General features: G+C 22.2%; 19 protein-coding genes and 1 rRNA gene. 1 reads left to right on the plus strand and 19 read right to left on the minus strand.

Translation table 4 applies throughout. From position 1 onward, the window contains the following. Window positions 1-72: 72 nt before the first annotated feature. The 13 genes from ACXX86_RS00925 to ACXX86_RS00985 form a co-directional block, all read right to left on the minus strand. Complete coding sequence (locus tag ACXX86_RS00925; protein ID WP_458560386.1) at window positions 73-1,584, minus strand: APC family permease; 1,512 nt, start codon at window positions 1,582-1,584, stop codon at window positions 73-75. Window positions 1,585-1,841: 257 nt separating this feature from the next. Further along, window positions 1,842-2,687, minus strand: a complete 846-nt coding sequence (whiA, locus tag ACXX86_RS00930) for a DNA-binding protein WhiA (RefSeq protein ID WP_458559390.1) — start codon at window positions 2,685-2,687, stop codon at window positions 1,842-1,844. Window positions 2,688-2,722: 35 nt separating this feature from the next. Further along, a 5S ribosomal RNA gene (gene rrf / locus ACXX86_RS00935) occupies window positions 2,723-2,828 on the minus strand. A 66-nt stretch (window positions 2,829-2,894) separates the two neighbouring features. Then, window positions 2,895-5,759, minus strand: a complete 2,865-nt coding sequence (locus ACXX86_RS00940) for an SGNH/GDSL hydrolase family protein (protein WP_458560958.1) — start codon at window positions 5,757-5,759, stop codon at window positions 2,895-2,897. A 103-nt stretch (window positions 5,760-5,862) separates the two neighbouring features. Further along, the gene (locus tag ACXX86_RS00945; protein WP_458559391.1) at window positions 5,863-7,389 is read right to left on the minus strand and encodes a GIY-YIG nuclease family protein; all 1,527 of its coding nucleotides are present in this window, start codon (window positions 7,387-7,389) and stop codon (window positions 5,863-5,865) included. A 9-nt stretch (window positions 7,390-7,398) separates the two neighbouring features. Beyond that, on the minus strand, window positions 7,399-8,055 hold the full coding sequence (locus tag ACXX86_RS00950; RefSeq protein WP_436358672.1) for a chromate transporter: 657 nt from the start codon (window positions 8,053-8,055) through the stop codon (window positions 7,399-7,401). After that, window positions 8,055-8,624: a chromate transporter gene (locus ACXX86_RS00955; RefSeq protein ID WP_436358673.1), complete on the minus strand. Its 570-nt coding sequence runs from the start codon at window positions 8,622-8,624 to the stop codon at window positions 8,055-8,057. Before ACXX86_RS00955 ends, ACXX86_RS00950 begins: the two co-directional genes overlap by 1 nt. Window positions 8,625-8,748: 124 nt before the next feature. Next, window positions 8,749-10,812 (minus strand): ribonuclease R, encoded by a 2,064-nt coding sequence (gene rnr / locus ACXX86_RS00960; RefSeq protein WP_458560959.1) that lies wholly within the window; start codon window positions 10,810-10,812, stop codon window positions 8,749-8,751. Window positions 10,813-10,814: 2 nt separating this feature from the next. Then, on the minus strand, window positions 10,815-11,045 hold the full coding sequence (gene secG, locus ACXX86_RS00965; protein ID WP_436358675.1) for a preprotein translocase subunit SecG: 231 nt from the start codon (window positions 11,043-11,045) through the stop codon (window positions 10,815-10,817). A gap of 218 nt (window positions 11,046-11,263) precedes the next feature. Further along, window positions 11,264-14,083, minus strand: a complete 2,820-nt coding sequence (locus tag ACXX86_RS00970; RefSeq protein WP_458560960.1) for a DUF262 domain-containing protein — start codon at window positions 14,081-14,083, stop codon at window positions 11,264-11,266. Beyond that, entirely contained in the window at window positions 14,076-15,302 is a 1,227-nt protein-coding gene (gene dcm, locus ACXX86_RS00975; RefSeq protein ID WP_436358677.1) for a DNA (cytosine-5-)-methyltransferase, read from the minus strand. The genes ACXX86_RS00970 and dcm overlap by 8 nt, the downstream gene beginning before the upstream one ends. After that, a complete protein-coding gene (locus ACXX86_RS00980) occupies window positions 15,292-15,531 on the minus strand; it encodes a hypothetical protein (protein ID WP_436358678.1) in 240 nt (79 codons plus the stop codon). Before ACXX86_RS00980 ends, dcm begins: the two co-directional genes overlap by 11 nt. 72 nt (window positions 15,532-15,603) lie before the next feature. After that, window positions 15,604-15,759 (minus strand): hypothetical protein, encoded by a 156-nt coding sequence (locus ACXX86_RS00985; RefSeq protein WP_436358679.1) that lies wholly within the window; start codon window positions 15,757-15,759, stop codon window positions 15,604-15,606. 113 nt (window positions 15,760-15,872) lie between these two features. On the opposite strand from ACXX86_RS00985, the gene fmt reads away from it, so the two are divergent. After that, the gene (gene fmt, locus ACXX86_RS00990) at window positions 15,873-16,712 is read left to right on the plus strand and encodes a methionyl-tRNA formyltransferase (RefSeq protein WP_436358680.1); all 840 of its coding nucleotides are present in this window, start codon (window positions 15,873-15,875) and stop codon (window positions 16,710-16,712) included. A 23-nt stretch (window positions 16,713-16,735) separates the two neighbouring features. On the opposite strand, the gene ACXX86_RS00995 is transcribed toward fmt, so the two are convergent. The 6 genes from ACXX86_RS00995 to ACXX86_RS01020 all read right to left on the minus strand — a co-directional run bounded on the left by ACXX86_RS00995 (window position 16,736) and on the right by ACXX86_RS01020 (window position 25,234). Continuing rightward, window positions 16,736-17,746 (minus strand): hypothetical protein, encoded by a 1,011-nt coding sequence (locus tag ACXX86_RS00995; RefSeq protein ID WP_458560390.1) that lies wholly within the window; start codon window positions 17,744-17,746, stop codon window positions 16,736-16,738. A 1-nt stretch (window position 17,747) separates the two neighbouring features. After that, a complete protein-coding gene (locus ACXX86_RS01000) occupies window positions 17,748-19,559 on the minus strand; it encodes a S8 family serine peptidase (protein ID WP_458560391.1) in 1,812 nt (603 codons plus the stop codon). A gap of 24 nt (window positions 19,560-19,583) precedes the next feature. Continuing rightward, the gene (locus ACXX86_RS01005; protein WP_458560392.1) at window positions 19,584-20,597 is read right to left on the minus strand and encodes a hypothetical protein; all 1,014 of its coding nucleotides are present in this window, start codon (window positions 20,595-20,597) and stop codon (window positions 19,584-19,586) included. Window positions 20,598-20,748: 151 nt separating this feature from the next. Beyond that, window positions 20,749-23,052 (minus strand): alpha-amylase family glycosyl hydrolase, encoded by a 2,304-nt coding sequence (locus tag ACXX86_RS01010; RefSeq protein ID WP_458560961.1) that lies wholly within the window; start codon window positions 23,050-23,052, stop codon window positions 20,749-20,751. A 204-nt stretch (window positions 23,053-23,256) separates the two neighbouring features. After that, window positions 23,257-24,777, minus strand: coding sequence for a hypothetical protein (locus ACXX86_RS01015; protein ID WP_458560962.1), 1,521 nt, complete (start codon window positions 24,775-24,777; stop codon window positions 23,257-23,259). After that, the gene (locus ACXX86_RS01020) at window positions 24,758-25,234 is read right to left on the minus strand and encodes a hypothetical protein (RefSeq protein ID WP_458560504.1); all 477 of its coding nucleotides are present in this window, start codon (window positions 25,232-25,234) and stop codon (window positions 24,758-24,760) included. Before ACXX86_RS01020 ends, ACXX86_RS01015 begins: the two co-directional genes overlap by 20 nt. Between the last annotated feature and the right edge of the window lie 10 nt (window positions 25,235-25,244).

Raw genomic sequence — 25,244 nt, forward strand, 5'->3', positions numbered from 1 at the left:
CCCATACTTTAAATTTTACTTTAAAGTGGTGCACTTGATCTTACAATTAAGCAAAAATCGGTTTGTAACCGATTAATTTTCTGCTTCATATTCTTGTAATTTTAACTTCATTTCTTCTAAAATATTTCTTTTGAAAACTTTTTTCTCTAAGAAAATATTTAAATATAAAGAACCAATACAGAATCCTAAAAATAAGAAATAAACTAAAACAGGAACTCATTTATATATTAAATTTCCATTGTCTCTAAATAAACCTCATGAAGATTTAAAATCAGGGTTAAATAAATCTGAAAAAATTGTATATAAATAAACTACTTCTACAAAAGCAATACCTACAACAGAAATTACAGAAAATGTATAAAATAAATAACTATTTAATTTCTTAGTTTCTGTAATTTTATTTCTTTTTATTAAATATGAACCAATTACAAATCCATATATACCAAAAAAGAAAACTGTAGGATAATTTGTTGCTCCATCTATTCAACTATCCATTTTTAAAACCACTGAAGGTACTAAAATCAAGATAGCTCAAAAAGTTAAAATGATTGCATTGTATATTAATTCTGTTTTTTTAGCACCTATTTTTCTTTTTAGTGCATATGAACCAAAAAATAAATTTAAGTCAATTGCACTATATGTTTCACTAATAAATGCTAATGTTATTCCGTTTATTACTCCAAAAGTTGATATTAAAATAAAGAACACTACAGATGGAATAATATATTTAGATACAGTTTTTGGTAATGTATCTGCTAAAACTGTTCAAACAATACCGCTATTATGTAAAATGGATGACACAGCAATTAAAGTATATAAAATAACTATAAGAGTCATTCCAAATAAAATTACAAAAGGTAAATTTTTAGATGCATTTTTCATTTTGTTTCTTACAGAACCGGCAACTAAAAAAGCATCATAAGAAAAGAGAACTGCAGGAATTGCGACAATCATTCCTTTTAATCCAAAAGGTGCTTTCCCTTCAAAATCTAAAAACGCATTTACTCCACCTTCTGAATTATGAGTGTCAAAAAACGCAATTCCCACAACAACAGCAACTATTAAAGGAATAAATTTTGTAAATGTTACTACTGTTTGTATTATTCCGCTTGTTCTAATAGATAAATGATTTAAAGCTAAAAATAGAACAGAGAATAATAAACCTACTACAACAATTACTCAAAATGGAATTTTACCAAACTCCAAACTTGTTATTCCTGATAAGAAAAAGAAAAATATTTCTGATCCAAAAATACCTAAAACACTAGTTAATAACCCATAATAAAAAAGTGAATATAAAAATGATACTCCATACCCTGCTTTTACACCATAAATTTTATAAGCTCAACTAGATAAACCTGTTAATTTAGTTTTTCTGAAACTTCCTATTTCAGAAAAACTAAGAGCTGCACCAAGTGAAATAACTCCACCAATAATTCAACTCAATAATCAAGCTAATCCATTATTTCCGGTTGCTTTAGCTACTGATGCGTTTTTGAAGAATATTCCTATTCCCACAACAGAACCAATAAGCAACATCAATGAAACAAATAAGCCAATTTTTCTTACTGATTTTTCTTGCATAAAATCTCCTTATTATTTTTTATTATATAAAAGAGAAAAACTCCTACTTTTTTAAAAGTAAGAGTTTGTTTTATTCATTATTTTTAAAATAATTTTATTCTCTTACTTAAAAAAGGTATGAAAAAAAGCAATTGCATAAATTTCAATTGAGTTATTTCAGAACATAATAATTGAACTTGATTTGCTCATTTTCATACCCTTCCTAAGTTTATATAACAAATTTATTATATATTATTTTTGACTTTTTTATAAAAATATTATTTTGCTTTATATTTAGACACGATTTGAGCTAATTTTATCGATCAATGATTTAAGCCACCTTTAGTTTTTATTATATTATGCTCTTCTTTTAAAATTTCCACTATTTCATTTAAATGTAAATACGGGAATTTTACTCTTATTTCAAAAAAAATCACTTGATCATCAGTGAGTTGATCTACCAAATTATTTTCTTTTAAAAATAAATAATTTTTTATATCTCTTTGAGAAGCATTTACAAGTCTTTGTTGATTATGAAAGTCTAAATTAGCAAGTCTATTTGCGTTATTTTCAATATCTCTTTCATTTTTCAAATTGAAAAATTTTAAAAAACTAGTGTTTGCTCTAATTGCACTTAAAAAGTCCAAAATATTATTTACTTTCTTTTCATAAATAAAAAATTTATTTTTTCTTTTTTTAGAAATAAAATTAAATTCATAGTTATTTAATTTTTCAATCATTAAATTACCTATTTTCTCTTCAAAATAACTTATTTCAAGATGATAAGAAGTAGAATCTATGCCTGAAATAGTACCACCACCTAAAAATGCTCCTGCAAAAAAGAAAGCTGGTTCATTAATAACTAATTCTAAATCAATATCTTTTTTTAAAATGATTATTCAGTTTTTATTTTTAATTGAACGATAAAATTTAATCTTAAATTTATCTAATTTTTCCTTTATTTTCATAGAAATATCTGCTCTATTAATTTTTATAACAACTTCTAAATCATTATTATTAAATTGACAATTTGTAAAGATTAAACCTTTTAAGAAGCTTTTAAATTGCTTTTCTTTCATCTTGTTTTCAATTAATTCCATTTTTATTTCATGAGTAAATGACATAAAACCTCCTTTATATCTATAAAAAAGCAAAAAAAAAGCAGCAACTCCCTATTTTCCCATCTCTGGTATCTTCGGCGTAAAAGGTCTTAACTACTGAGTTCGGAATGGTATCAGGTGATCCCCTTTGCTATGGTCGCTTGTATATATATTACCACAATTTTAAAAATAGTCAATAATTTTTTTATTTTTTTTACTTGTATAAGCAAACTATTTGTTTAAATCTGGTTTTCCTTGTTTAATAAATTTAAATAGATTTTCTCTTCATTTAATATTGTGCTTGTTAGCTTCAGTATTATAATAAATCATTTTCATTAAATCGTTGTTATGAATTGATTTGGCTGAATCACCAAAAAATGATGAATATCTATTTCCAAATATTGAAGTTATTAATGTCTGTTGCTCTTTTGACTTTCCTGCTAAGGAATTATATATACTTTTTTCTATATTGAATGGTGAAGAAGAATAGTAAATAATATAGTGAAAAGAACTTTCTCTTGCATAAGTTTCATATGCATATCATAAAATTAATCCTGAAAATCTATATAGAAATTTTCTATATGGATTGTCCAATTCATTAACATTTGGATGAGTCTTTTTAAACTCTTTATATTTTTCAAATGCTTTTGTTGAAATTAAAGTAATTTTTGAAACAAAAGAATCACCGCTTAATTTAGTAATATCACTTATACTTAAACTTGTTCTTTTTTTTGTGTCAGGATCATTATTTATATTATTTAAATAATAAAAGAATAGATTCTTTTCTTTTGTTAAGTTTTCGGTGTTGCTAAATGGAGAATTTTCTATTATTACATTGAAAAAGTTAACAAAATTTTCTATTGAAATATCGCCAGTTTCTATTAATTTAAAAAAATCTGCTAATTTAGTTAAATCACCAGTTAGTGAATTGAAATCCAAAATACTAATTACTTTTTCAAAAGAAAAGTTATTAAAACTCAACTCTCCTTTAACAAAAGAATCTATTAATTTATCAATATTTTGTAAAACTAAATCAATTTTATCGACAGAACCTATTAAATCAGTTATAAAAGGTAAAATATTTTCCTTGTTTTCTTGAGGATTTTCTAAATTTAGTTTTTGTTCTATAGTATTAGATATAACATTTAAAATGGTTTCATTGTTTTTTAAGGATTTAATAAAATTTATTAAATTGGTTTTGAATTCTTCTTTATGGTTTTCTAAATAAACTACAAATAAAGAATTAAAATCATTAATTGAATCATAATGATTTTCATTTATAATAAAATCATTTAATATATCTGAAATTACTTTAATAAAGGATTTTTCCTTTGTTAAAGTTAAAATTGTTGCTTTATTTTCTTTTAAATTTACTAAGTTTAACTTGTCCAGATTTTCTAAAATAAAGGTTGTTGCAAAATTAGTTAATGCAGTTAATTTATTCTTATTTTTTATAGCAAAATCAGATTTTAAAAATTGTTTTAAAATTCTTAAAATAAATTTTTGATCTTTAAATATTGTTTTTAATTCTTCTAATAACAATTTAGAAGTTATTATTTGTGTACCTTCTATGCCATTTAAATCTAAATCATTTTCATCAAAATATTTTTGTAGTTTTAAAATTACAACATCTATAAAATCGGTTCTTAAAAACTCTTCCATTAATTTAAATATAAATGTTTTATTTTCTTCTGTTTTTTCATTAAAAAGTTCTACAATTTCATCATTTATTCCGTATTTTTCCTTTATTTTAGAAATAAACGAATTTATTATTTGATTAGTTAAATGGTGATTTGCATTAATTCAATTTAAGACTATTCTTTTCATTGAAAAGAGTTTGCTTTTTTCTTTATTTAATTCTGTTTGATAATTTGATTTTTCTAAAATCTCATCATTAAATAGTTTGGAATTTGAAATTATTTTAACTATCTCTTCGTTATTTTTTGAAAAATCAAAAATTTTATGAAAAGCATTTTTATCTTTATCTATATAGTTTTCATCTCAATTCTTAACTAAACTATAGTTTTTATCTATGTCATTTAGAGATAATTTTAAAATAATATCTTGAGCCATTTTTTTATATCCTAATTCTGTTGGATGAATATCAAAAATAGATTTTGCTCATTTATCATTATTAGATTTTCAATCATCTTCATCAAAAGTTTCAATATAATTAATTTTAGTTTCAATTGCTACTTTTTTAGAGACTGCATTAATGGAATCTAAAATTTGGTTACTTAAATTAACTTTTTCCTGTGCTATTGAACTAAAAAAATGATCAATTATATTTAATAGTCTCAATAAAGGCATTGGATAACCAACAAGTACAATTTCTGTTTTACTGTTTATTTCCTTTATTTTAGAGACTAATTTATTTAAATTTACATAATTTTCTTTAGAAATTCTTTCTAAATCTTGTTTTAAATTAAAAATTGCTTCTTTTTGAGTTTCTTTATTAAATAACTTTTCTAAGTTATTAAAATTTAAAGAACCAAATAAATCATTAGCCCCTAAACTTATTGTTATAAGATTAGATTCCTTTATTTTATTTTTTAAATTTTCTAAATTTTCTTTTTGAAAATCACCAAAAGCCTCTTTTATTCTATGTCTAAATGGATTTAGAGAGTCATCATCTCAAGATAAAAGAAATTGAAAATAACCTTTTTCTGCTTTAAGATTATAGTTTGCATTAGGTGCATCTAGTAAATATAATCAATCTACTATTCTTGTACCTGATAAAGCATAGTTATTAAACTGGTGTATTGCATTTGGTTTTAATTTGTTTATATAATTTGCTAAAAAAGCAGGAAAACTTAATCCTTCAATTTGATTATTTTTTAAATCTCCTGCAATTTCAAAACCGTATTCACTATTGAAACCGGCACTAATGGAATCTCCAATAGCTAAATAATTAATATTGTCTTTTAATAAATCTTTTTGATCATTATTAGTAATCTTAGTTTTTTGTGAGTTATTACTATTATCAGATTTATTTAAGTTTTGTTGAACATATAAAACGCTCGGGATTGTTATAACTGCTACAGATAATGTCAACCCTGTAGAAGCTCCTAATATGATTTTTGTTTTCTTTTTCATATTACCTCCTTGAGTTGCAAAAATAATACCATAAGAAAAAAATAAAATTAAAAAAATAAAGAAAATGTATAAAAATCTTATACATTTTTATCTATAAATAGCTTTAATTGAATTTTTTTAACTTTATTGCGTTTCTGTAATTTTTTGCAGTTTTGTCTACTTTTTCCTGTATTTTAGAAAGAAAAAGAAATAAGTATTCACTTACATTTATTTGATTATCTTTATAATCTACTAAGTATTTTGTTCTATGATGTTCATCTTTTTTAAGACCAAAAACTTGTATAGATAAAGAGTTTTTAAATAGAATTTTATCTATTGCTGAAATTTGATTTTGGAAACCATCAACTAAAATTAAATCTAGTTCTAAATGAGAAAATTTTTCTAAATATTTTTGAAAACCTTGTTTCATAAAATCGACATCAGAGTTTGATTTACTATTTTTATGAACATAGAAAAAGTTTAGATCTTCAATGTTTTCAGTCTTATTATAATAAAGAATAGAAGTGACTGGAACTTTATCTAATTCAAAAGAATTATCAATAATAATAAAATTTTCTAATTTTTGTAATTGTAATTTCTCTTTTAATTCTAAAATAATAAAATCTTGATTTTGATTTTTAATTTCATCGATTTTAGATATTCTATTTTTATTGTGAGATTCTGCATTTTCACAAGCTAATTTAAATTGTCCTTTTTTTGCTATTTGGATTTTTTTATCCAAATTAATTAAATTAAAATCTATATTTGAAAAATTAGCACCTAAAACTATTTTTTTAGGAATTATATTTTCTTTATAATACTCATTAATAAAATTTGCTATAAAAAGGTTTTTATCTGTATTTTTGTCAAATTTATCATCTATAATGCTTAACAAAGATCCTGCACGATAAATAAAAATTGTAGTAAAAAAGAATTTTTCAGTTTCTTGAATATCAAAAATATCAACATCGTATTCGATATTTAATTCTATAGTCTGTTTCTCATTAAGATTTTTCTCTAATTTATCTATAAATTTTTTAATTTCTAAAGCTAATTCTAACTTTACATCATCAAACTTATAAATTTCATATTTCTCTTTTAATTCCTTTATAAAAAAGGACATTTTGTTTGATAATAACTTTTTTATTTGAAAAAAAGTAGAGTTTAGAGATTCTTCATTTCATTGATCTTCTTTTATTTTAAGTCCATCTTTATATAAAAACATTTTTTCAATTAGATTTTGAATTTCTCTAAAACCGTAACTAGGTGGAAGTGGTCCAAAGTGATATAAATTCTTTCCTTCTTTAAAGTTATTTTCTCTTAAAATAGAGATTTTTTTATCTTTTTTAACTACTAAATAAGGATATTTTTTATTATTTTTTAAAAGAATATTATATTTTGGTTTTTTTTCATTAATTAATCTGGTTTCTAAAATTAAAGAATCTTTTTCGCTATTAGTTTCAATGATTTCAAAATCCCTGATTTCTTCTACCATTTTATAAGTATAACGAGAATTGATGCTACCTTTAAAGTATTGCATCATTCTGTTTCTCAAATTCTTAGCTTTACCTATATATATGATTTCATTTTTTTCATTTTTTCACAAATAAACTCCAGGTTTAGTTGTAACTTTTTTTACTTTTGTTAACACTTTTCTCCTTTACAATCAAGGTTCAAAAACAATAAATGCAGTTATTATAGAAATTAAAATTAATAAAAATACGGGTTTTTTCTTTATATTTCACACTATAGAAATAATTATAAAAAATATAGAATAAATTATTAATGCTATAAACCTTCATCCACTAAAAAACGAACTTTTTTCTGTTGATTTTACACCAAAATATCTTAAATTAGTATCATTAAAATAAATATTTGGAAATGTAATGCTTATAAATAATTGAATAGCAAGAGCAAATAAAATTCCTGCTAAAACTGGATTTAAATATTTTATAACTTTAGATAAATATTTATTTTTTTCTGTATTTTTTATTAATTTTACAGATAAAATCATTAAAAATATAGAAGGAAGACAAAAAATTAAATATGTAAAAAAACTTATTATTCATCCTCATCATTGTCCGTTTGAAACTAAAATACCAGTAAATGCTGCAAATTTGGTAGAAACTACACCGGGAGTAGAATTAGAAATGGTTATAACTGTATCAATTTGATCTTTTGTAATTTCTAGATTGAATGTATTTGATAAAAAATTTCAAAAATTTTCAAAAATAGGTATGAAAACTTGACCACCACCAAAAACAATTAAACCTATTATTAGTACTCCTAAAAAACAAGCTAAAATAGCTAAAATCATTATTTTTTCCCCTTTTTAACTCTAATAAATTCAACTATAAATACTATAAAAATAACTAATACTAAAGGAATTGCTGGTATATTAAAAGGACTTGGAGCAAACAAACAAAATGATAATGTTAGTATAAAAAGTGGAATTCAAATTGGTAAGCTTAATGTTTTAAAACTTGTTTTTAAATATCTATAAGCAAATGCTATTATTGTTCCAATTAATACAGGAATAACTGCTGCATTAATTACATATAAATATTTATTAGGTAAAAATGTTGTTAAAAAATAAAGAAGCATTGCCATAATAACGTGTGGCATTATTGCTAAAAGTGTAACTATCATTCCTTTTATTTTACCTAGTTTTACTATGGAAATATAAGATAACATTTCTATAACCGCTGGCCCAGGAATTAAATTAACAGCAACAATTCCATCATTAAATTCTTTTTCAGTTATTCATCCATATTGATCAACTGCATATTTTTTTATTATTGGCATTAGTGCATTTCCGCCACCAAAACCAATAAAAGTACATTTAATAATAAATAAAAAAACTTTTCAAAATTCCTTACTTTTCATAACATAAATTTTACATTTTTTTAAATCTCTGTTATATTTTTTTTAAAAAAAATACTTTTATAAAGGATTTATAGGTATAAAAGGATTTTTTACAAAAATTTCAAAATAAAAGCATAGTATAAAACTATGCTAAAATTGCGTTTATTTTTCCTTCAAATTTAGAAACAGATTCTATTTTTATATTTACAAAATCACCAACTTTATATGTTATTTTTTGATTAGATAAAAATAACTCATTTTCATCAACTTCAAATCCTTCCCCAGGTAAAGCGGAAACGTGAACTAATGCACTTGCTCCAGTTTCTAATTCAACAAAAAAACCAAATTTTTTAACTGAAACTATTTGTGCTTTAAATTCTTTATTATTGATTTTGTCTTCATAAAATTCTGCCATTTTTATTCCAAGAACTTCTCTTTCTAAAGAAATAGCGCTTTGTTCACTTAAAGAATTTTTTAAAGAAATTTCTTGTAATTCATTTTTGTATGCTTCGATTTTTTCTGTATTTTTTAAAAATACTAGTTCTCTAAGTAATCTATGAACTATCAAATCTGGGTATCTACGAATAGGACTTGTGAAGTGTGTATAATATTCTGAAGCAAGTCCGAAATGACCAACATTTTTTTCTGAATAAATTGCTTTTTGCATAGTTCTTAATAAATTAATTTTTATAAAGTTATCAAAATTAATTTTTTTAATTTTTTCCATTGCTTTGGCAAATTCCTTCGGTTCTTCTGTTAAAGGAATAGTTACATTTATATTTAATAGTTTTAAAACATGGTTAAAAGCATTTATTTTTTCAACATCTGGTGCTGGATGGATTCTATAAATAAAAGGAAAATTCTTTTTAGTCATAAATTCTGCAACATTTTCGTTAGCTCTTACCATGAAATCTTCTATCATGTTTTCACTTTCATTTCTTTCTCTAACTACTATATCAACAGTTTTTCCATTTTTATCTAAAACTACTTTTGATTCTTCGAATTCAAAATCTATAAATCCTTGTTTTACCTTATATTTTCGAATAATTTCTGTTAAATTTTTAGCATTAGTTAATAACTCAGAAATGTTTTTATCAAATTCTTTGTTTTTATTATAAAAATCATTAACTTCTTTGTATGTTAGTCTTTTGTAAGAGTTAATTATGGATGGATAAAATTTCATTCATACATTATTTCCTTTGGAATCAATTTCACATTCCATTGTAATAGTGAATCTATCAACATTAGGATTTAAAGAACAAATACCGTTAGAAAGTTCAAAAGGCAACATTGGAATAACTCTGTCTGCTAAATAAATAGATGTTCCTCTTTTTCTTGCTTCTAAATCTATTGTTTCATTTTCTTTAACATAATAACTTACATCAGCTATATGAACTCCTAAAATATAGTTTCCATTTTCAAGTTTTTTTACACTAATAGCATCATCAAAATCTTTAGTATCATCACCATCAATTGTCACTATTATTTCTTTTCTTAAATCAATTCTGTCACTTATATCTTCATTATCAATTGTTTGTGGTAAAAGTTTAGCAGCTAATAAAACATCTTCAGGAAAAATATGTGGTATTTCGCTTTTTTCTATACTTAACTCAATATCTTGAAAAGGTTTATTTAAATCACCATAGTTTTTAATCAAGTCAATAACTAAATTATTACCTTGTATATCTACTATTTTTACTTTTACTAAATCATTTTCACTAAAAGCGTATTTATTTTTTCATCTAAATCTTGCTTTTAAACGTGGATCTAAAGAAATAAAATCAAAAAAGGAACCATTTTTTTTAATGTAACCATAGTGAAAACTTTTTGATCTTTCAACCACTTTGTTAATTGCACATCATATTTCCCCATCTTTTTCTTCAAAACATGTTGCTTCAACCAAATCCTTGTCCAAAGAGTTGCAAGTATAAACTTTTGGAACAAAGAAATCTTCGGTTTCTGAAACTTTTATAAAGCCAAAACCTTTTGAATTTAAAGAAAATTCTCCTACAATTTTTTTAAATTCATGTTTATAAGAGTATTTTTGATCCTTACAAAACAAATGATTATTTTGCACTGATTTATTTAAAAAAATAGAAAATTCCTTATTTAATTTTCTATCTATTTGCATTTTTTTTACTAATTCTAAAAAAGTTAAAGATTTATTTGTTACTAATGATTGTATTGCTTTTAAATTAAATGTTTTCATTTTTAAAACAACCTAATGACTAAAGAAACTAAAAGTAAAACAAAACCCATTGAAAACATTGTTCATTTTAGTACTTTTTTAAGTCCTCTTTCTTTTGAAACTTTAAATAAATCTAAATCTGAAGAACCAACAAGTGCTCCTGAAAAACCATTAGAGTTAGGAGACATTAAAAGAGAAACTATCATTATAACTAATGAAATTATTACTAAAATTACTGTTAATGCTATTTTCATATTTCTCCTTTTCTTTTAATTTATTATAAATTATAAACAATTTATATTATAAAACTATTAAAAAGTTTAAAAAACTATTTTTAATTAAGAAGAATTTATGAATTTCTCTATTAAAAGCAACTGTTACAAAAATTTTTTTGTTTTTTAGTTAATATTTTTTTGTTACTTTATTAGTATTTATTAAATATTAAAAGGATTAAATCAAATATTCGCTATTTCTATTCATAAAACAATATAGAAATGTAAGCTTTAATGATTTCTTTTGTTCTTTTTTCTCTTTGATTTAATAATTCTAAAAATTCATCTTTACTTGAAATTTTATCAATGTCTAAATTATCTAATTTTGAAATTTGAATTTTATTATTAGTTCATTTTATAGAATTTGATGTTTTCATTTGTTCAAAATCAAGTAGATAAAAATCTGTATTTTGAAAACCTTCAATAGTTTTGTTTTCAATGTTGCTTTCTTTATAGTTTTTCGTTGTTTTATTACTAAATTTAGAGTTATCTTTTCCTAACAATAAAAACCCATTACCAATTAAATTAGTTATTCTCTCTATTTGTTCTCTGTTTATTCCTAATTCAAGTAAGTTTTTCAATGTACTTTGATCTAATTTTTGTGGAAAATTATGTTCATATGTATAAGGAATAAAATCGATACTTTGATATTTTTCTTCTTGTGATTTAAAACCTGTAAAACTCTTTGGAGTTTTTGAATTTTGTAAGCTGTAAATAACTTTTGCAATAATGTTTTTGTATAGTTTGTTATCGCTTTTACTATTTTGTTTTTCATATAAATATTTTCATAATTCATTGATTTTTTCAACAAGTGATAATTTTGTTAAATCAACTATTATTCTTTCTAAAAGTTCATAAAGTTTTGATTCATTTATTAAATTAAAATCTGAATTTAATAAATCATTTTTACAAATTAATTTTATGGAACTAGAAAGCGATTGTCCAGCAAATCTTATTTCTCATAAAGCTGAAAATTTTTCTATTTCAGCTAAATATTTACTAAAAATAACCATTTTTTCTGTATTTTCTTCATTTTCAAATAATTGCAAGTTATATGCTAATGATCAAATTAATTGAGTAAAAATAGTTTTAGAACCAGAATTAGAAATATTATTAATTTGAAAATTAACTTGTTTGTAGTCATAAATTTTTTGCTCATACTCTGTTAAAATGGCATTAAAATTATTTAAATATTTATTATTTTCTTTAATTTCACTATCACTTAATAAAGTAGAGAATTTATTAAAATGTCCAGTAGAACAATATTCAAATTCAATTATATCTTTTCATAGTAATTCCAATTTATCTTCAAATTCAAAATTACTATTATAATATTCAAATAAATTTTCAAATTTATTATAACAATTTGCTATTTCGTCATAAAATTTTTTGTTTGTTCTTTCCAATTCTTCAAATAATCTATATTTTATAAAAACTGCATCTAAAAAATTTGAAATTTTTTTGAGATCTTCATTTCAAACGTTTTTCTGTTTTCGTCTAAAATAAATATTAACAGTTAAATTATATAATTTTATCTTATTCTCTTTTTCATCACGATATATATCAAAAACTTTATTTCTTAGTAAATCAAGCACTCCTAATTTTTTGCTATATTGATTTAAATTTTGAAAAATTTTAGTTACAAAATCATCATCCATAACTTTTATATATGTAGTAATTAAGAATGTTTTATTTAAAATATAATCAATGAAATCTAAAAGAAAATCCTCGTCTTTTTTATCAAATTTCTTAACAATAAGGTTTATTATTTCAAAAGAGTTTTCGGAAAATCTATCCTTTTGTAATTGAGCATCTTTTTTTATAGAATTAAAAATATTTTGCAGACTTAAATAATTACTATCATCTTTTGCAAACTCAGTAATCATTTCTTTTATTTTAGGAATTAAGTGTATTAATTTTTCTTGAGCATTTTCAAAAAATTTATTTTTAGAAAATTTATATAATAAAATAATAATTATTATTAAAGACACCATTCTTTGTTGACCATCTACAATAGAGTTTGTTGTTGCATTTTGAACAATAATTATATTATTTAGAAAACTGAAATCATTTTTTCTTTGCTTAGTATTAATAAAATCATTATAAATAGATTCAAAAAGTCCAATTATAATATTAGAATCTCAAGAATAAGTTCTTTGATATAAAGGTAAAATATATTTTAATTCTTGCGAAGTAAAAATATCTTTAACACTTGTTTTAATGACTTCAAATTCACTTTTGGTTGAATAATTAGAAATTTTTTTAATTGCTTCATCTAAAGAGTTGTCTTCATATCTTACAATATTTTTTTCATAATTATCTATAACTTCATATAAAATAGATAAATAATCTTCTATCCCCGTTATGTTTTTTATGTCAGAAATTATTTTTTCCATATCATCATTATCGATTTCTTTATATAAAAATTCTAATACAAAGTCTTCATAAAATCGTTTTTCATTACCAACTTTTACTAAAGTGTTAAATATGCCTTTAAGTCTATCGTTAAATAATGTTTCATCTGAAACTACTAAAACATTTCATCAAAATTTTGTTTCAATAGAAGAATTCGAAATTTCCTTTTCTTCCTTAATGTCTCTTAATTTATCTATAACAAATTTTTTTATATAATTAGCAAAATTAGATTTTACAAATTTTTTAAGAGCATAGAAATTGTTTGATTCAGTCTTTCTTACATCTATTAATTCTTTATTAATTTTGTAATTATCTCCTATCGGTTCTATAATCCCAAGAGAAGATAAAACATCTAAAATTTGTCTAATTGTAGAGTCTGATTTAGACTTTTTGTCTTTATAAAAGGGGAATTGTGTGTTATTTTTAAATTCAGCTAAAACTTCTTTTTTATCAATTGTTAAAATGATTTCTTCATTTTCATCAACTTCATTAAGTCACTGAAGTACTGTGAAACTTAAATAAGAATAAATATTAGTTCCAATTGTTCAAGTAATAAAATTATTTTCTTTCATTCTGTCTTTTCATCATTTTATGTTTTTATTCATTATCTTGTCCTTTTTCAATGATTTTTATTACCTTAAATAAATTCTCTATTGCTTCTACTACAATAGAATTTCCTGCTTGCCTATAAAGACTTTCTTTTGTGAGAATATTTTTTTCATAGTATGGTTTTAATTTATTAAAATCTTGATCACTAAAACCCATTAATTTATAAGCTTCTCTTGGTGTTATATAACGATAATCTAATTTATGCTCTAAATTGTTTTTATGTTCAATAATTCCAACACAAGGTATTCTGTCTTGAACGGTTGTCAAGGTATTAATAATATAATTTTCACTTTTATTAATAATCTTTTGTGTTTTGACCATTTTTATTCTAGATTTTGTATTATTCATTAAAACATCTAGGTTTTCGCTGTAATTTAAGTCAAAATTAAAGATTTTTTCAAAAACTTTTTTTCTTTGATTTAGGCTTAATTTATTTTTAAATGCAATATTATCTACAAATTCTTTAAAACTTTTATCATCATTAAATGGTGTTTTTATTTCTTTTTTAACACTTAAAGCAAAAACTCTTTCTCTTTTTTGAATAGAACCAGCATTTATGCTGTTAATAGTGGTTGTAAAAGTTTTATAACCAAAATCTTCTAAAACAGAAAGCCATTTTTCATATTCAGGTTTGAATTTTTTACTTAATAGATTTGTTACATTTTCCATTAATAAGTATTTTGGTTTTTTACTTGCTCCTTTTAAAATTCTGTATATTTCTCAAATTAAACTAGAAGTTGATTTATCATCATTAATTCCTTTTGATCTTCCCATATTTGCTATTGATAAACCTTGACAAGGGAAAGAATAAGTTATAAGTTCTATATCTTTTTCTTGAATAATTTTTGGATCTAATTTAGTTATATCAACATTATTGTTTGATAAAATAATCGAAGCAGCTAACAGTTGCTTAAATTCATAGTCTTTAGAAATTATCTTTGCTGGTTTTTTAGAATCTAAAGAAATTGTAAAATTTAATAAAAATTTGTTTATTTCTTCTTCTGAAGTTAAATTATTGTTTTTCAAAATTTTTTTTAATTTTTTATCTAAAGAATTATGAATTAAACCATAAGCAATATTTGCTCTTGCATCTCACTCCACTGTTGAAACAATCTCAAAAATCTTTTTTTCTTTGTTTATTTTTGTTATAGCTTTATGTTGTGCACCAATACCTGCAAATGTTTCAAGAACATTTATTATTTTTTTAGAAGACAAAATCTACCTTAAAATTTTTTATTAAGATTTTTTTATTAAAAACTGATATAGCAAGTATTGTATTTTTGTATATTGAAATATTTTGTAAAAATTTTGCTTTTGGCAATGTTAATAAATAGATACAAAATTTATCTATTAGTTTACTAATTAAATTTCTGTATTTTTCTTTTAATTTACCCATTAAATTAGAAAAAATTGATAAATCTTCTAATTTTTCTTTCTTCTGCATAATTCAATTTTACAAAAAAAAAAAAAACAAATCTTTTGGTAAAAAAGACTTGTTTTGTTAGTTTTTCTTTAACTAAAACAGGAAATGATGTCCAAAAATTAAAAGTAAAATTAATCCTATAATCACAGCACCTACTGCTAAAGAAAATAGAAATTTAGCTAGTTTAATTAATCAAACTAATCCAGCTAATCCTAATATTAAAATTATAATAACAATTATTCCGCTCATTTTTTTTATCCTATAATTTAATTATATTACTTTTAGATAAATTAATTCATTTTAAATTAAAATTTTTGTTTCTTTATTTTATAATTTAAAGTAAAGAAAACTAAAGGAGAAAGATGAAAATTGTATTAGCAGGAACTCCAGAATTTGCAGTTCCTATTTTTGAAGAAATTATTAATAATTTTGAAGTGGTTGCAATTATTAGTCAACCAGACAAACCATCAAATAGAGGTTATAAAATTTTACCTACACCTGTAAAAATTTTAGCTAACCAATATAACATAAAGCTATTTCAACCTACAAAAATTTCAGAAATTACGGAAGAATTAAAGAAAATAGACTTTGATATTTTAGTCACTGCTGCTTTTGGACAATGAATTCCTACTTCAGTTTTAAGCATACCTAAAATAGCCGCTATTAATATACATGGTTCCTTACTTCCTAAATATAGAGGTGCTGCTCCTATTCAACACGCTTTATTAAACGGTGATAAAGAAACAGGAGTAACTTTAATGTATATGGTAAAAGAAATGGATGCAGGAGATATGCTTGCAAAAGCAAAATTAGATATAAAAGAAGAAGACACATCAAAAGATTTATTTCATAAACTTTCTTTACTTGCAAAAAATAATATTGTCCAGTGATTAAATAAATTATCTAAAAATGAACTTAAATCTGAAAAACAAGATGACAATCTTGTAGTTTTTTCGCCTAAAATAGAAAAAGAATTTGCTCAAATTTTTTTAAGTGATGATTATATTCAAGCATATAGAAAAATAAAGGCTTTAAACGATAATCCTGGTGCTTTTTATATTAACGAACAAAATAAAAGAGTGAAACTTTTTAGAGCTTCACTCTCTCCTATTAAAAATGCTTTAAAATTAACTTTTATCAACGGGATTTTATATATTTATGAATATCAATATGAAGGTAAAAAAGTTGTAAATGTTCTTTAAATTCTAAATTTTTAATATCTTTATTAATTTTCTAAAATCTTTGATTCTTGTACTAAATGTTTAAAAACTCCTGCATTATCATTAAGTGTTAAATTAATATCATTGATGGAATTATATTCTTTTTCTGAAATATTTACAGGAATAATAAATGAATATTGAAGTAAACGAACTAAAATTCAATTATTTAAAATATACTTTTTAGAAACTCCATAGGGTTCATATACTGGTTCTTCTGCATTGATATAAAAATCTTTTTTTTCTTTTTTTATTGCTGATATTGTTTTTATATTGAAAAAATAATTTTGATTTAATAAATTAATCATTTTTTCATTTTCTGTTTGATTTTCATCTATATCAATAGTTAAATTTATTTTATTTTGATTTTTATCAAAATTTAATGAGTTAAATTTAATTTTTGAAGAAACCAACTTTTGATATTCTGAAAAATCAACTATTGGTTTTACAATATCTGTTGTAATGTTTTTGTTAAAAGGATCGTGTAGATCTTTAGGATGCCCATCAATAAGTCTTGATATTGCAGTACTATAAAAATTTACTAATAATAAATTTTGATTTTCTTTAAATTTCAAATTAATTTTGTTTTTTAAATAATCTTTATTAAGAAGTTTAATTTCTAAGCCCAAATCAGTAGTTTTAATTTCACTACCTATGTTTTGATTTTTATTAATAAATGTATAATCTCTTTTGTTAGATGTAACATTTATTTTTTCTTCTGAATTTTGAGTTTTAGATAATTCTGTTACTTCTTGATAAGGTTTTTCAAAAAAGATTATTTTAGATTCATTATTTGCAAAAATTTCTCTATTTTGTTCATTGTTTAATTGAATAAAATCAATTTTTCAATTATTTTTTAAATCAGCTATATTTTCTAAATTTAAATTATAAAATTCATTTTTTTGTTTTTCTTCTGTTTCTTTTAATTTATTTTCCTCTCTATTTACTTTTTGATTAGAACAGGAAAAAACAATTAAAGGCAAAGAAATAAAAGGGATAATATTTAATAATTTTTTCATTTTAATCAAGTATTGCTCATACTCCTGTTAATCATATTATTTTTGCATTTACATCATTATTTGAAAAAACATTAAGTTTATATTCAGTTGCTAAATCAGAACTTGGTTTTATTATTACTTTAGATACATTTTGCAATCTATTTTCAGGTAAATAAGCAGCTGTACTTTCATAATGACTTAAATGATAAATTTTATAAACTGCAGATGAATCTGCAACTATTTCTACATCCACTGAAACAGTAAAAGGATTTACATATTTTTTTATTTCTTCTTCACTTAATTTATCAAAATTTTCTAATTTATAATATTCATTTTTTTCATGTAAATATGAGTAATTAGAAAATACAACAGTTGTTGGAGATGAAAATTTTAAATTGGAATATAAATAATAATGATGTGTATTTCCATCCGCAACTGGATAACGATAAATATTTAATTTTTTAGCTTTATCTCTAAAATATTTCATTTTTTCTCAACTTATATAACCAAAACCTTCTAAATCGTTATATTGTTCTCAAGAGTTTTTACTTTCAAAACTTGCTGTAAGAATAGCTTTTAATTGAGGTACATAAAATGGTTTTTTGTTTTTTATTTCTAACAACATTGACATACCTAAAAGAACTGGTGTTGAAAAACTTGTTCCAGTTAAATTTTTTTTATTTTTTTCATTAAGAATAGAAATAACAGGTATTTGCATATTATCTGGTCCTAAACCAAGTGGAGAATTTTTATTATTATCAGTTGCATTTTCAGAATAGTACTCAGGTTTTTTAGTATTTATATCATATGCTCCTATTATAAAAGTATTTTTAGATGAAACTAAAGAATTATCTCTTTGATAAAAATTATGATTATTTTCTATTTTATTCAAAATTTTATTATAAATGTCTTTAATATTTTCTGTTATTTTTAAATCTTTAATTTTATTTAATGTAGAAAATATAAAATCTTTATTTTTTATAAAATCTGATCTAAAATTAGAAAATTCTTCTCTTCCATTACCGGCTGAAATAAAAAATTTCATATTATATTTATAAGCATACTCATCTAATAACGATGATTCTCTATCATATATATAATAACTTGTTTCAAAGGAATCTATTTTTTGTAAAAGATTATAAAAAGTTTCTAATTTTTCTTTATCAGGAGAAAAAAGAAAATAATTTTTCAAGTTTATAAAATCTGAAAGATATTCATCTAATTTACTACCATAACTCATATTAACGTAAAAAACATTATTCTTTCTCATAAATTCTAAATTTTTTCTTAATACTTCTACATTATCATATGTTTTTCCATTTCAACCATCTTTTTTTCCTTTAAATGTTGTTGAATAAAAAATAGCATTTTTAAAAAAACCTGAATCACTTCCTAAAATGGAAGCTATTTCTGTAGCATGACTATTTTTTTTATATAATTCAGCAAAAGTTTTTTGCTTATTTTTGTCAGTTTTTTCTAAATCATCTAATTCTTCTTCATTGTAAATTACTTTATCTTTGTTTAGACGATTTTCATTATGGAACAAACTGTAAGTATCAGAATTTCTATATTCCTTTAAAGTTTGTCCATTGTATTTTAGCAAATTTGAATCAACTAAACCTCCATCAATAATTCCAATTTTCACTGGAGCATAACTAAGTTCTTCTTTTTTTATTCCTAAATGATTAAATAAGTTAAAAAACATATCATTATATATTTTAGGATCTCTCTCAATTGTATCAGTAGTTTCCATTTTTGCTGAAACAAAAGTGGTTAGTGTAAAAATAGGAGATACTGATAGTAATATTTTTTTAAATAATTTTTTTCTTTTCATTTTTTCCTCTTTAATTAAATTTTTTTAATATACTCCTGCATTATCATTAAAAATCAAGTTTATGTCTTTTAATGAGTTAAATTCTTTTTCAGTTAAATCAGTTGACACAATAAAAGAATATTGAATTAAACGATTAAAAATTGTTTTTTCTAAAATATAATCTTTAACTAAATGATGCGGTTCAAAAGATTGAATTTTTTGTTGACTTGTTTTACTTCAATTTTTATTTGGCGTATCAATTGAAATGGTTTTTATACTAAAATAATCATTTTGATCTAATAAATTAAAGTTTCTATATTTTAAATTTTGTCCTTTATCAAAATTAATTGAAATTTTTGCTTTCTTTTCAGTTTTATCAAAGTTAAAAGAATTGAATTTAACATTAGAAGCAACTAAATCATAATATTTATAAAAATCAACAATTGGTTTTTCTTTTGTTGTGTCAACCTTATCTTTTTCATTATTCAATCTGTAGTTTAAACTATAATCTATTTTAGATTGTACTCTTCTATATAAATTTACTAAAAGAAAATTTTCTTTTTCTTTTTGTTTAGACCACCAAAAAGAAGTTTTTTCTAAATTCTTTTTATTAAGAAGTTTGATTTCTAAAGCAAAGTCATAATTTTTAATTTGTGAATCAATACTTTCTTCTGAAATTAAAAACTTGTAATTTGCTTTATTTTCTGTAATGTTAAACACTTTAGAGTCAAATTTAGTTTGTTCATATTTTGTTCGATAAGATCAAAATCTGTTTAAATCTAATTCTTTTTCTTCTTTTTTATTAAAAAATATAACTTTTGATGTTTGATTTTGAAAAAGATTATTAGATTGTTCTCTACTTAAGTCTATAAAATCTATGTTATCTTTTTCTCTTAAATCTTCTATTTTATTTAAATTTCAATAATAAAAATCATTGATTTTATCTTCTTTTTGTTCTTCAACTGAAGCTTGGTTAGAACAAGAAATAATAGAAAAAACAGGAATAGTTGTAATAATTGTAGAATATAAAAATTTTCTTTTTATTTTAAATAATTTCATAAACACCTCCTTTATTTAATTATATAACTTATTCATAAATTTTTATTTTACAAAGATAAAAAGTGCATATTTATTTAGAATTTCCTTTATTTAAACATATTTTTGATTTTAAAAAACAAAAATTCCAGTTTTCTGGAATTCTGTTATTATATTAAGATTTTCTTCTAATTAAAAATAGTCCGATTTTTCCATTTCCTGTTCCTTCAATAAAAGTTGAACCATCGGAAACTCTTGTTGTTATATTTTTAGAAAGTAAGGTTTCTTCAATTTCAAATCCTTCTTTTAAAGAAGTGTTTGCTTGTGGTCTATTACCTCAAGAATAAATAGCTAATAAGTATGTGCCATCTTCATTTTTTCTTACTGTCATTTCATCATATCTAAGTGCATTATCGTGTCAAATTCAAAGAATTTCATTTGGATCACCAACATATTTTTCATCCATTTCTCTCATTGAAATAAATCTTTGTCTTGCTTTATTTATCTTAGAAACTAAATTATATGCTGAATTTTCATTAGCAACAATATCTTCTACTTTTCCTTCTCCCGCTGAAGATAATGTTGTGATAAAGTTATCTCTATCTCTTTCATCTTGGAAAAATACACGTTTTTTGAGATCTTTTCAATTAAATGCTTCTCTAATGTGTGTATCAGTTTGCCCGTCTTTTTTTCCACCTTGCATTAAAAGTTCATTTCCATCATATAAAATAGGATGACCACCACGAGAAAGTAAGGAAGTAAGAGCATATTCATAAGCGGATCTTTCATCATCATCTAATCTATGTGGTGAAATTATTACTGGTCTATTATTTTGTTCTTTAAAAGTTATAATTCATCTTTCAACATCATGATTATCTAAAAAAGGTAATCATTCATGTTTTTGGTTTAAAGTATCTGTTAAACTTTTTATTACATTTTTTTCATCATTTGGATTTAATGAGACATTAAGTTTATTTTTTCATTTAGTTCCATCAATAACTGAACTTAAACCTGGTTTTGAACCTTCTCATCCTCCTCAATAACCTTTAATTTCTGCTTCTGCTGGATCTCTTCATCATTCACCAAATAAAAAGGTTCTATCGCTAAATCTAGAAATTCCTGCAGTATTTGCTTTTTTATATTCACCTTGTACAACATCTCTTCATCTTTCAAATAAATTTCTTACCATATCACTATTATTAGCTCTTGGTTTTTTAGGATTATCAGATTTAAAGTAATGTTCAAAAGCATCATATCTAAATCCATCAACTCCTTTTGCTGCTCAGAATTTGTGGACATAATCTATTTCTTTTAAAACATCTTCATTTGTAAGATTTAAATCAGGCATTCCTGCTCAAAATTGAGCAACTCATTTTTTATTTGAAGATTTTGGATTGTTTTCTAGATGAACTTTATCATAAACATTTTTAAAGTATTGTCTTATATTATCTTGTCCTTCATTTCCTAATGGATTGTTTTCTGAATTGTAAAAATAATAATATTTTTGATATTTTTCATCACCAGCAAGTGCTCTTTGGAATCAAGGATGCTCATAAGAAGTATGATTAAATACCATATCTATTACAACTTTAATTCCTTTAGAGTGAGCTACTTTTAAAAATTCTTCAAATGCTTTTAATCCACCAAGTTCAGGAGCAACTTTTGTATAATCAATTACATCATAACCATGATAAGAACTTGCAGGATGAATTGGTGATAAATATAAAGTATCAATACCTAAATTAACAAAATAATCTATATTGTCTTTCAATCCTATAAAATCACCAATTCCATCATTATTACCATCAGCAAAAGAATAAACTGTTAATTGATAAATTGTATTTGATTTAGGTTTACTTTTATCAAAAGGAGCAATATATTGGACAGAATCGCTTTCATCTTTATAAGTTAAATTATCCAAAGCTCCTGATTTTTTAATTTCTTTTAAAAACTTTTCATTTGATCAACCTCTTAAAGTTTTTATTTTAGATAATTTTGCTCTTTCAGGAGAGTTTAAATATTCTTCAATACTATATTTATTTACTCTATTTCCTGTTAAATCAGGAGTTTCTTCATCTCAAACAGGAGTTTTATTAATAATCTCTTCTTCATTTTGATTATCTACTGGAGAATTATTTTTGTCTGGATTTTCTGAATTTTTGTTTTCAGAATTTACTTTAGTTTTTTGATCATCTGTTTTAGTTGTAATATTATCTTTTTCTTCTTTTTGATCTTCTGGTTTTGTATTCTCTACTTTACCTTTTTCTACAGGTTTTTTTGTTTGTTTTTCAGCAACTGGGACAATTGGGACCTCAGTTTTTTCTTTTCTTTTTTCATTTTCTGTTGGAGTTTTAGGATTATTTATTTTAGTTTTTTCTATTGATTCTTCTCCATATTTGCAAGATACAGTAAGAGAAGAGAAAAATGTAACAGTTGGAATTGTTCATAATAAATTTAAAGATTTTCTTTTTTTCTTCATACTTTTTCCTTTTTAAATACTTATATATTTAATTATATCAAATATAATACATAGAATTTTAATTTTTATGAACAAAAAATAAATAAAATAAGAAAAATTTCAAATTTTCATTGAAAAAAACCGGAACACATTCTCTTCAAATCTTTTTAGATGTGTTTCGGTTTATTATTTTATTAGGATTAAAAATGTTTTTAAATATACAATTTACATTGTTGATGATTTAAAATAAATTTCTTTTATTTTTAATATTAAATCATTTATGTTAATTTCATACATATCTTTATTTTTATTTAAAATTTCAGAAAATTCTTTATTTAAATCAATCTCTAATTTTGTTTTTAAATTTTCTTCATTTTCATTTATTAAGATATTTAGCATTAATCAGTATATTTGTTCTTTTGAATTAGTATAAATAATATTATTAATAATTTTAGTATTACTTTCATAAAATTCATCAAAAGAAATGCTTGAATTAAATAATAACTGTGAGTTATTAAAATTTCACTCATAAGTATTAATAACTTCTATTATTGGTGTTTCATATAAACTTTCAATAATTATTTTTCTTTTTAAAAAAAGAAAATCAAAAAAATCTGACATTTTATTTTTTAAAAAGAATTTTTCCGTAAATTGATTTAAATTTAGTAAATCTTTGCTTGTAAATTTCTTTTCTACTCACTCTTTTTTCTTTTGAATAAAAGATGAAATACTTAAATCTTTTTCGTCGTATTCAATGTGAAAAATAAGTTTTAAATTATTTAAATATATTTGTTCTATTAGTGAGTTAATAATATTCATATTTCATTTTTGTTTATTATTCAGTATTTGTTTAATAATGAAAATAGTTTTCTGCATTTTTTCATCATAAGGGAATATTTCTGTTTTTTCTAATTTAGGCAAGTGAAATATTTTTGCTAAAAATAAGTATTCTACTGGTGCAATATATAAATGTTCATTTTGTTTATTACATAAAGATAAATCAATATCTTCAGTTAGAAAAAATTCAAAACGAGTTTCTTTATCTTTTAGATTTATTATTAAAGAAATAAGAAAAGAATTGTGAAAAACAACTTTTCCATGTTTTTCAAAAATGTTTAAAATTTCTTTTTTATCAATTAAATCCCCATACTTTAAAAATAAATCAACATCATTATATTTACCTAAAAATTTAAAATTTTTAAAGAAATTAAAAGCAAAACTGCCTTTTATTATAGTATTAATTTTTAAATTTGCCAAATCTTCAGAAATACGATTTATTTTTTCCATTATTAAAGTTCTTTGGTTTTTTTCTTCCTTTTTAATTTTTAACTTTAAAATTAAGTAATAAGGAATAGGTAAAAAAGTACTTAATAGTAATCTTTTATTATACATTTTTAAAGCAAAATTTAATTTTGCTTGATATTTAGAATCAGAAATAAATTTCATTATTGTTTTTTCTTTTATAAAAAAAATAAAAAAGGATTTAAATTTTATCTCTATATCAGGATTCTCTTCTACTTTAATTCTTATTTTTATTAATTTCATATATACAAACAAAATATAAAGATATAAAATACCAGCAACTCATAAAGTTCCTCAACCAAATCAAAATAATGGAAAATATTTATAATCTAAAGAAAGAGTAGTTCATACTATTATTATCACACTTATTCAAATGAAAAATAAAATGTTAGAATAAGTCTTTAAATAGAAAGAAATTCTGATTTTATTTTTTAAATTTATCATTTTTCACCTCTTTAGTAAAGAAAACTAAATTTATTTGAACATATAAACCCAATAAAGGATGTGTACAAGCTATTCTTTTCAATTTTTCTTTTTGTTTAATTGATTTTTTTTCTAATTTATTTTCTGATTTTTTTCCTCAAAATCCTATTAAAAATAAAACTTTAAAATATTTATTAATTTTTGTTATTTCTCATTCTTCTAAATTTTCTTTGTCTTTAGTGATTTTAAAAATTTTCAATAAGTTATATAAATTTCAAATATATAAAGGCATTATTGCAAAAGCTGGTGCAAAACTAACTAAAACAAAAAATCATCAATTTTTTCAAAAAAAAGTTACTTTAATAATTGTAAAATATGTAAGTAAAATAAAATAAATTCAAAATAATAAATAATTTGTAAGAATTAAAAAAATATTTCTTTTTATAACTATACCTAATTTATATAATATTTTTTCCATATTAAGCTCC

The sequence above is a fragment of the Mycoplasma sp. CB776 genome, assembly GCF_054343395.1.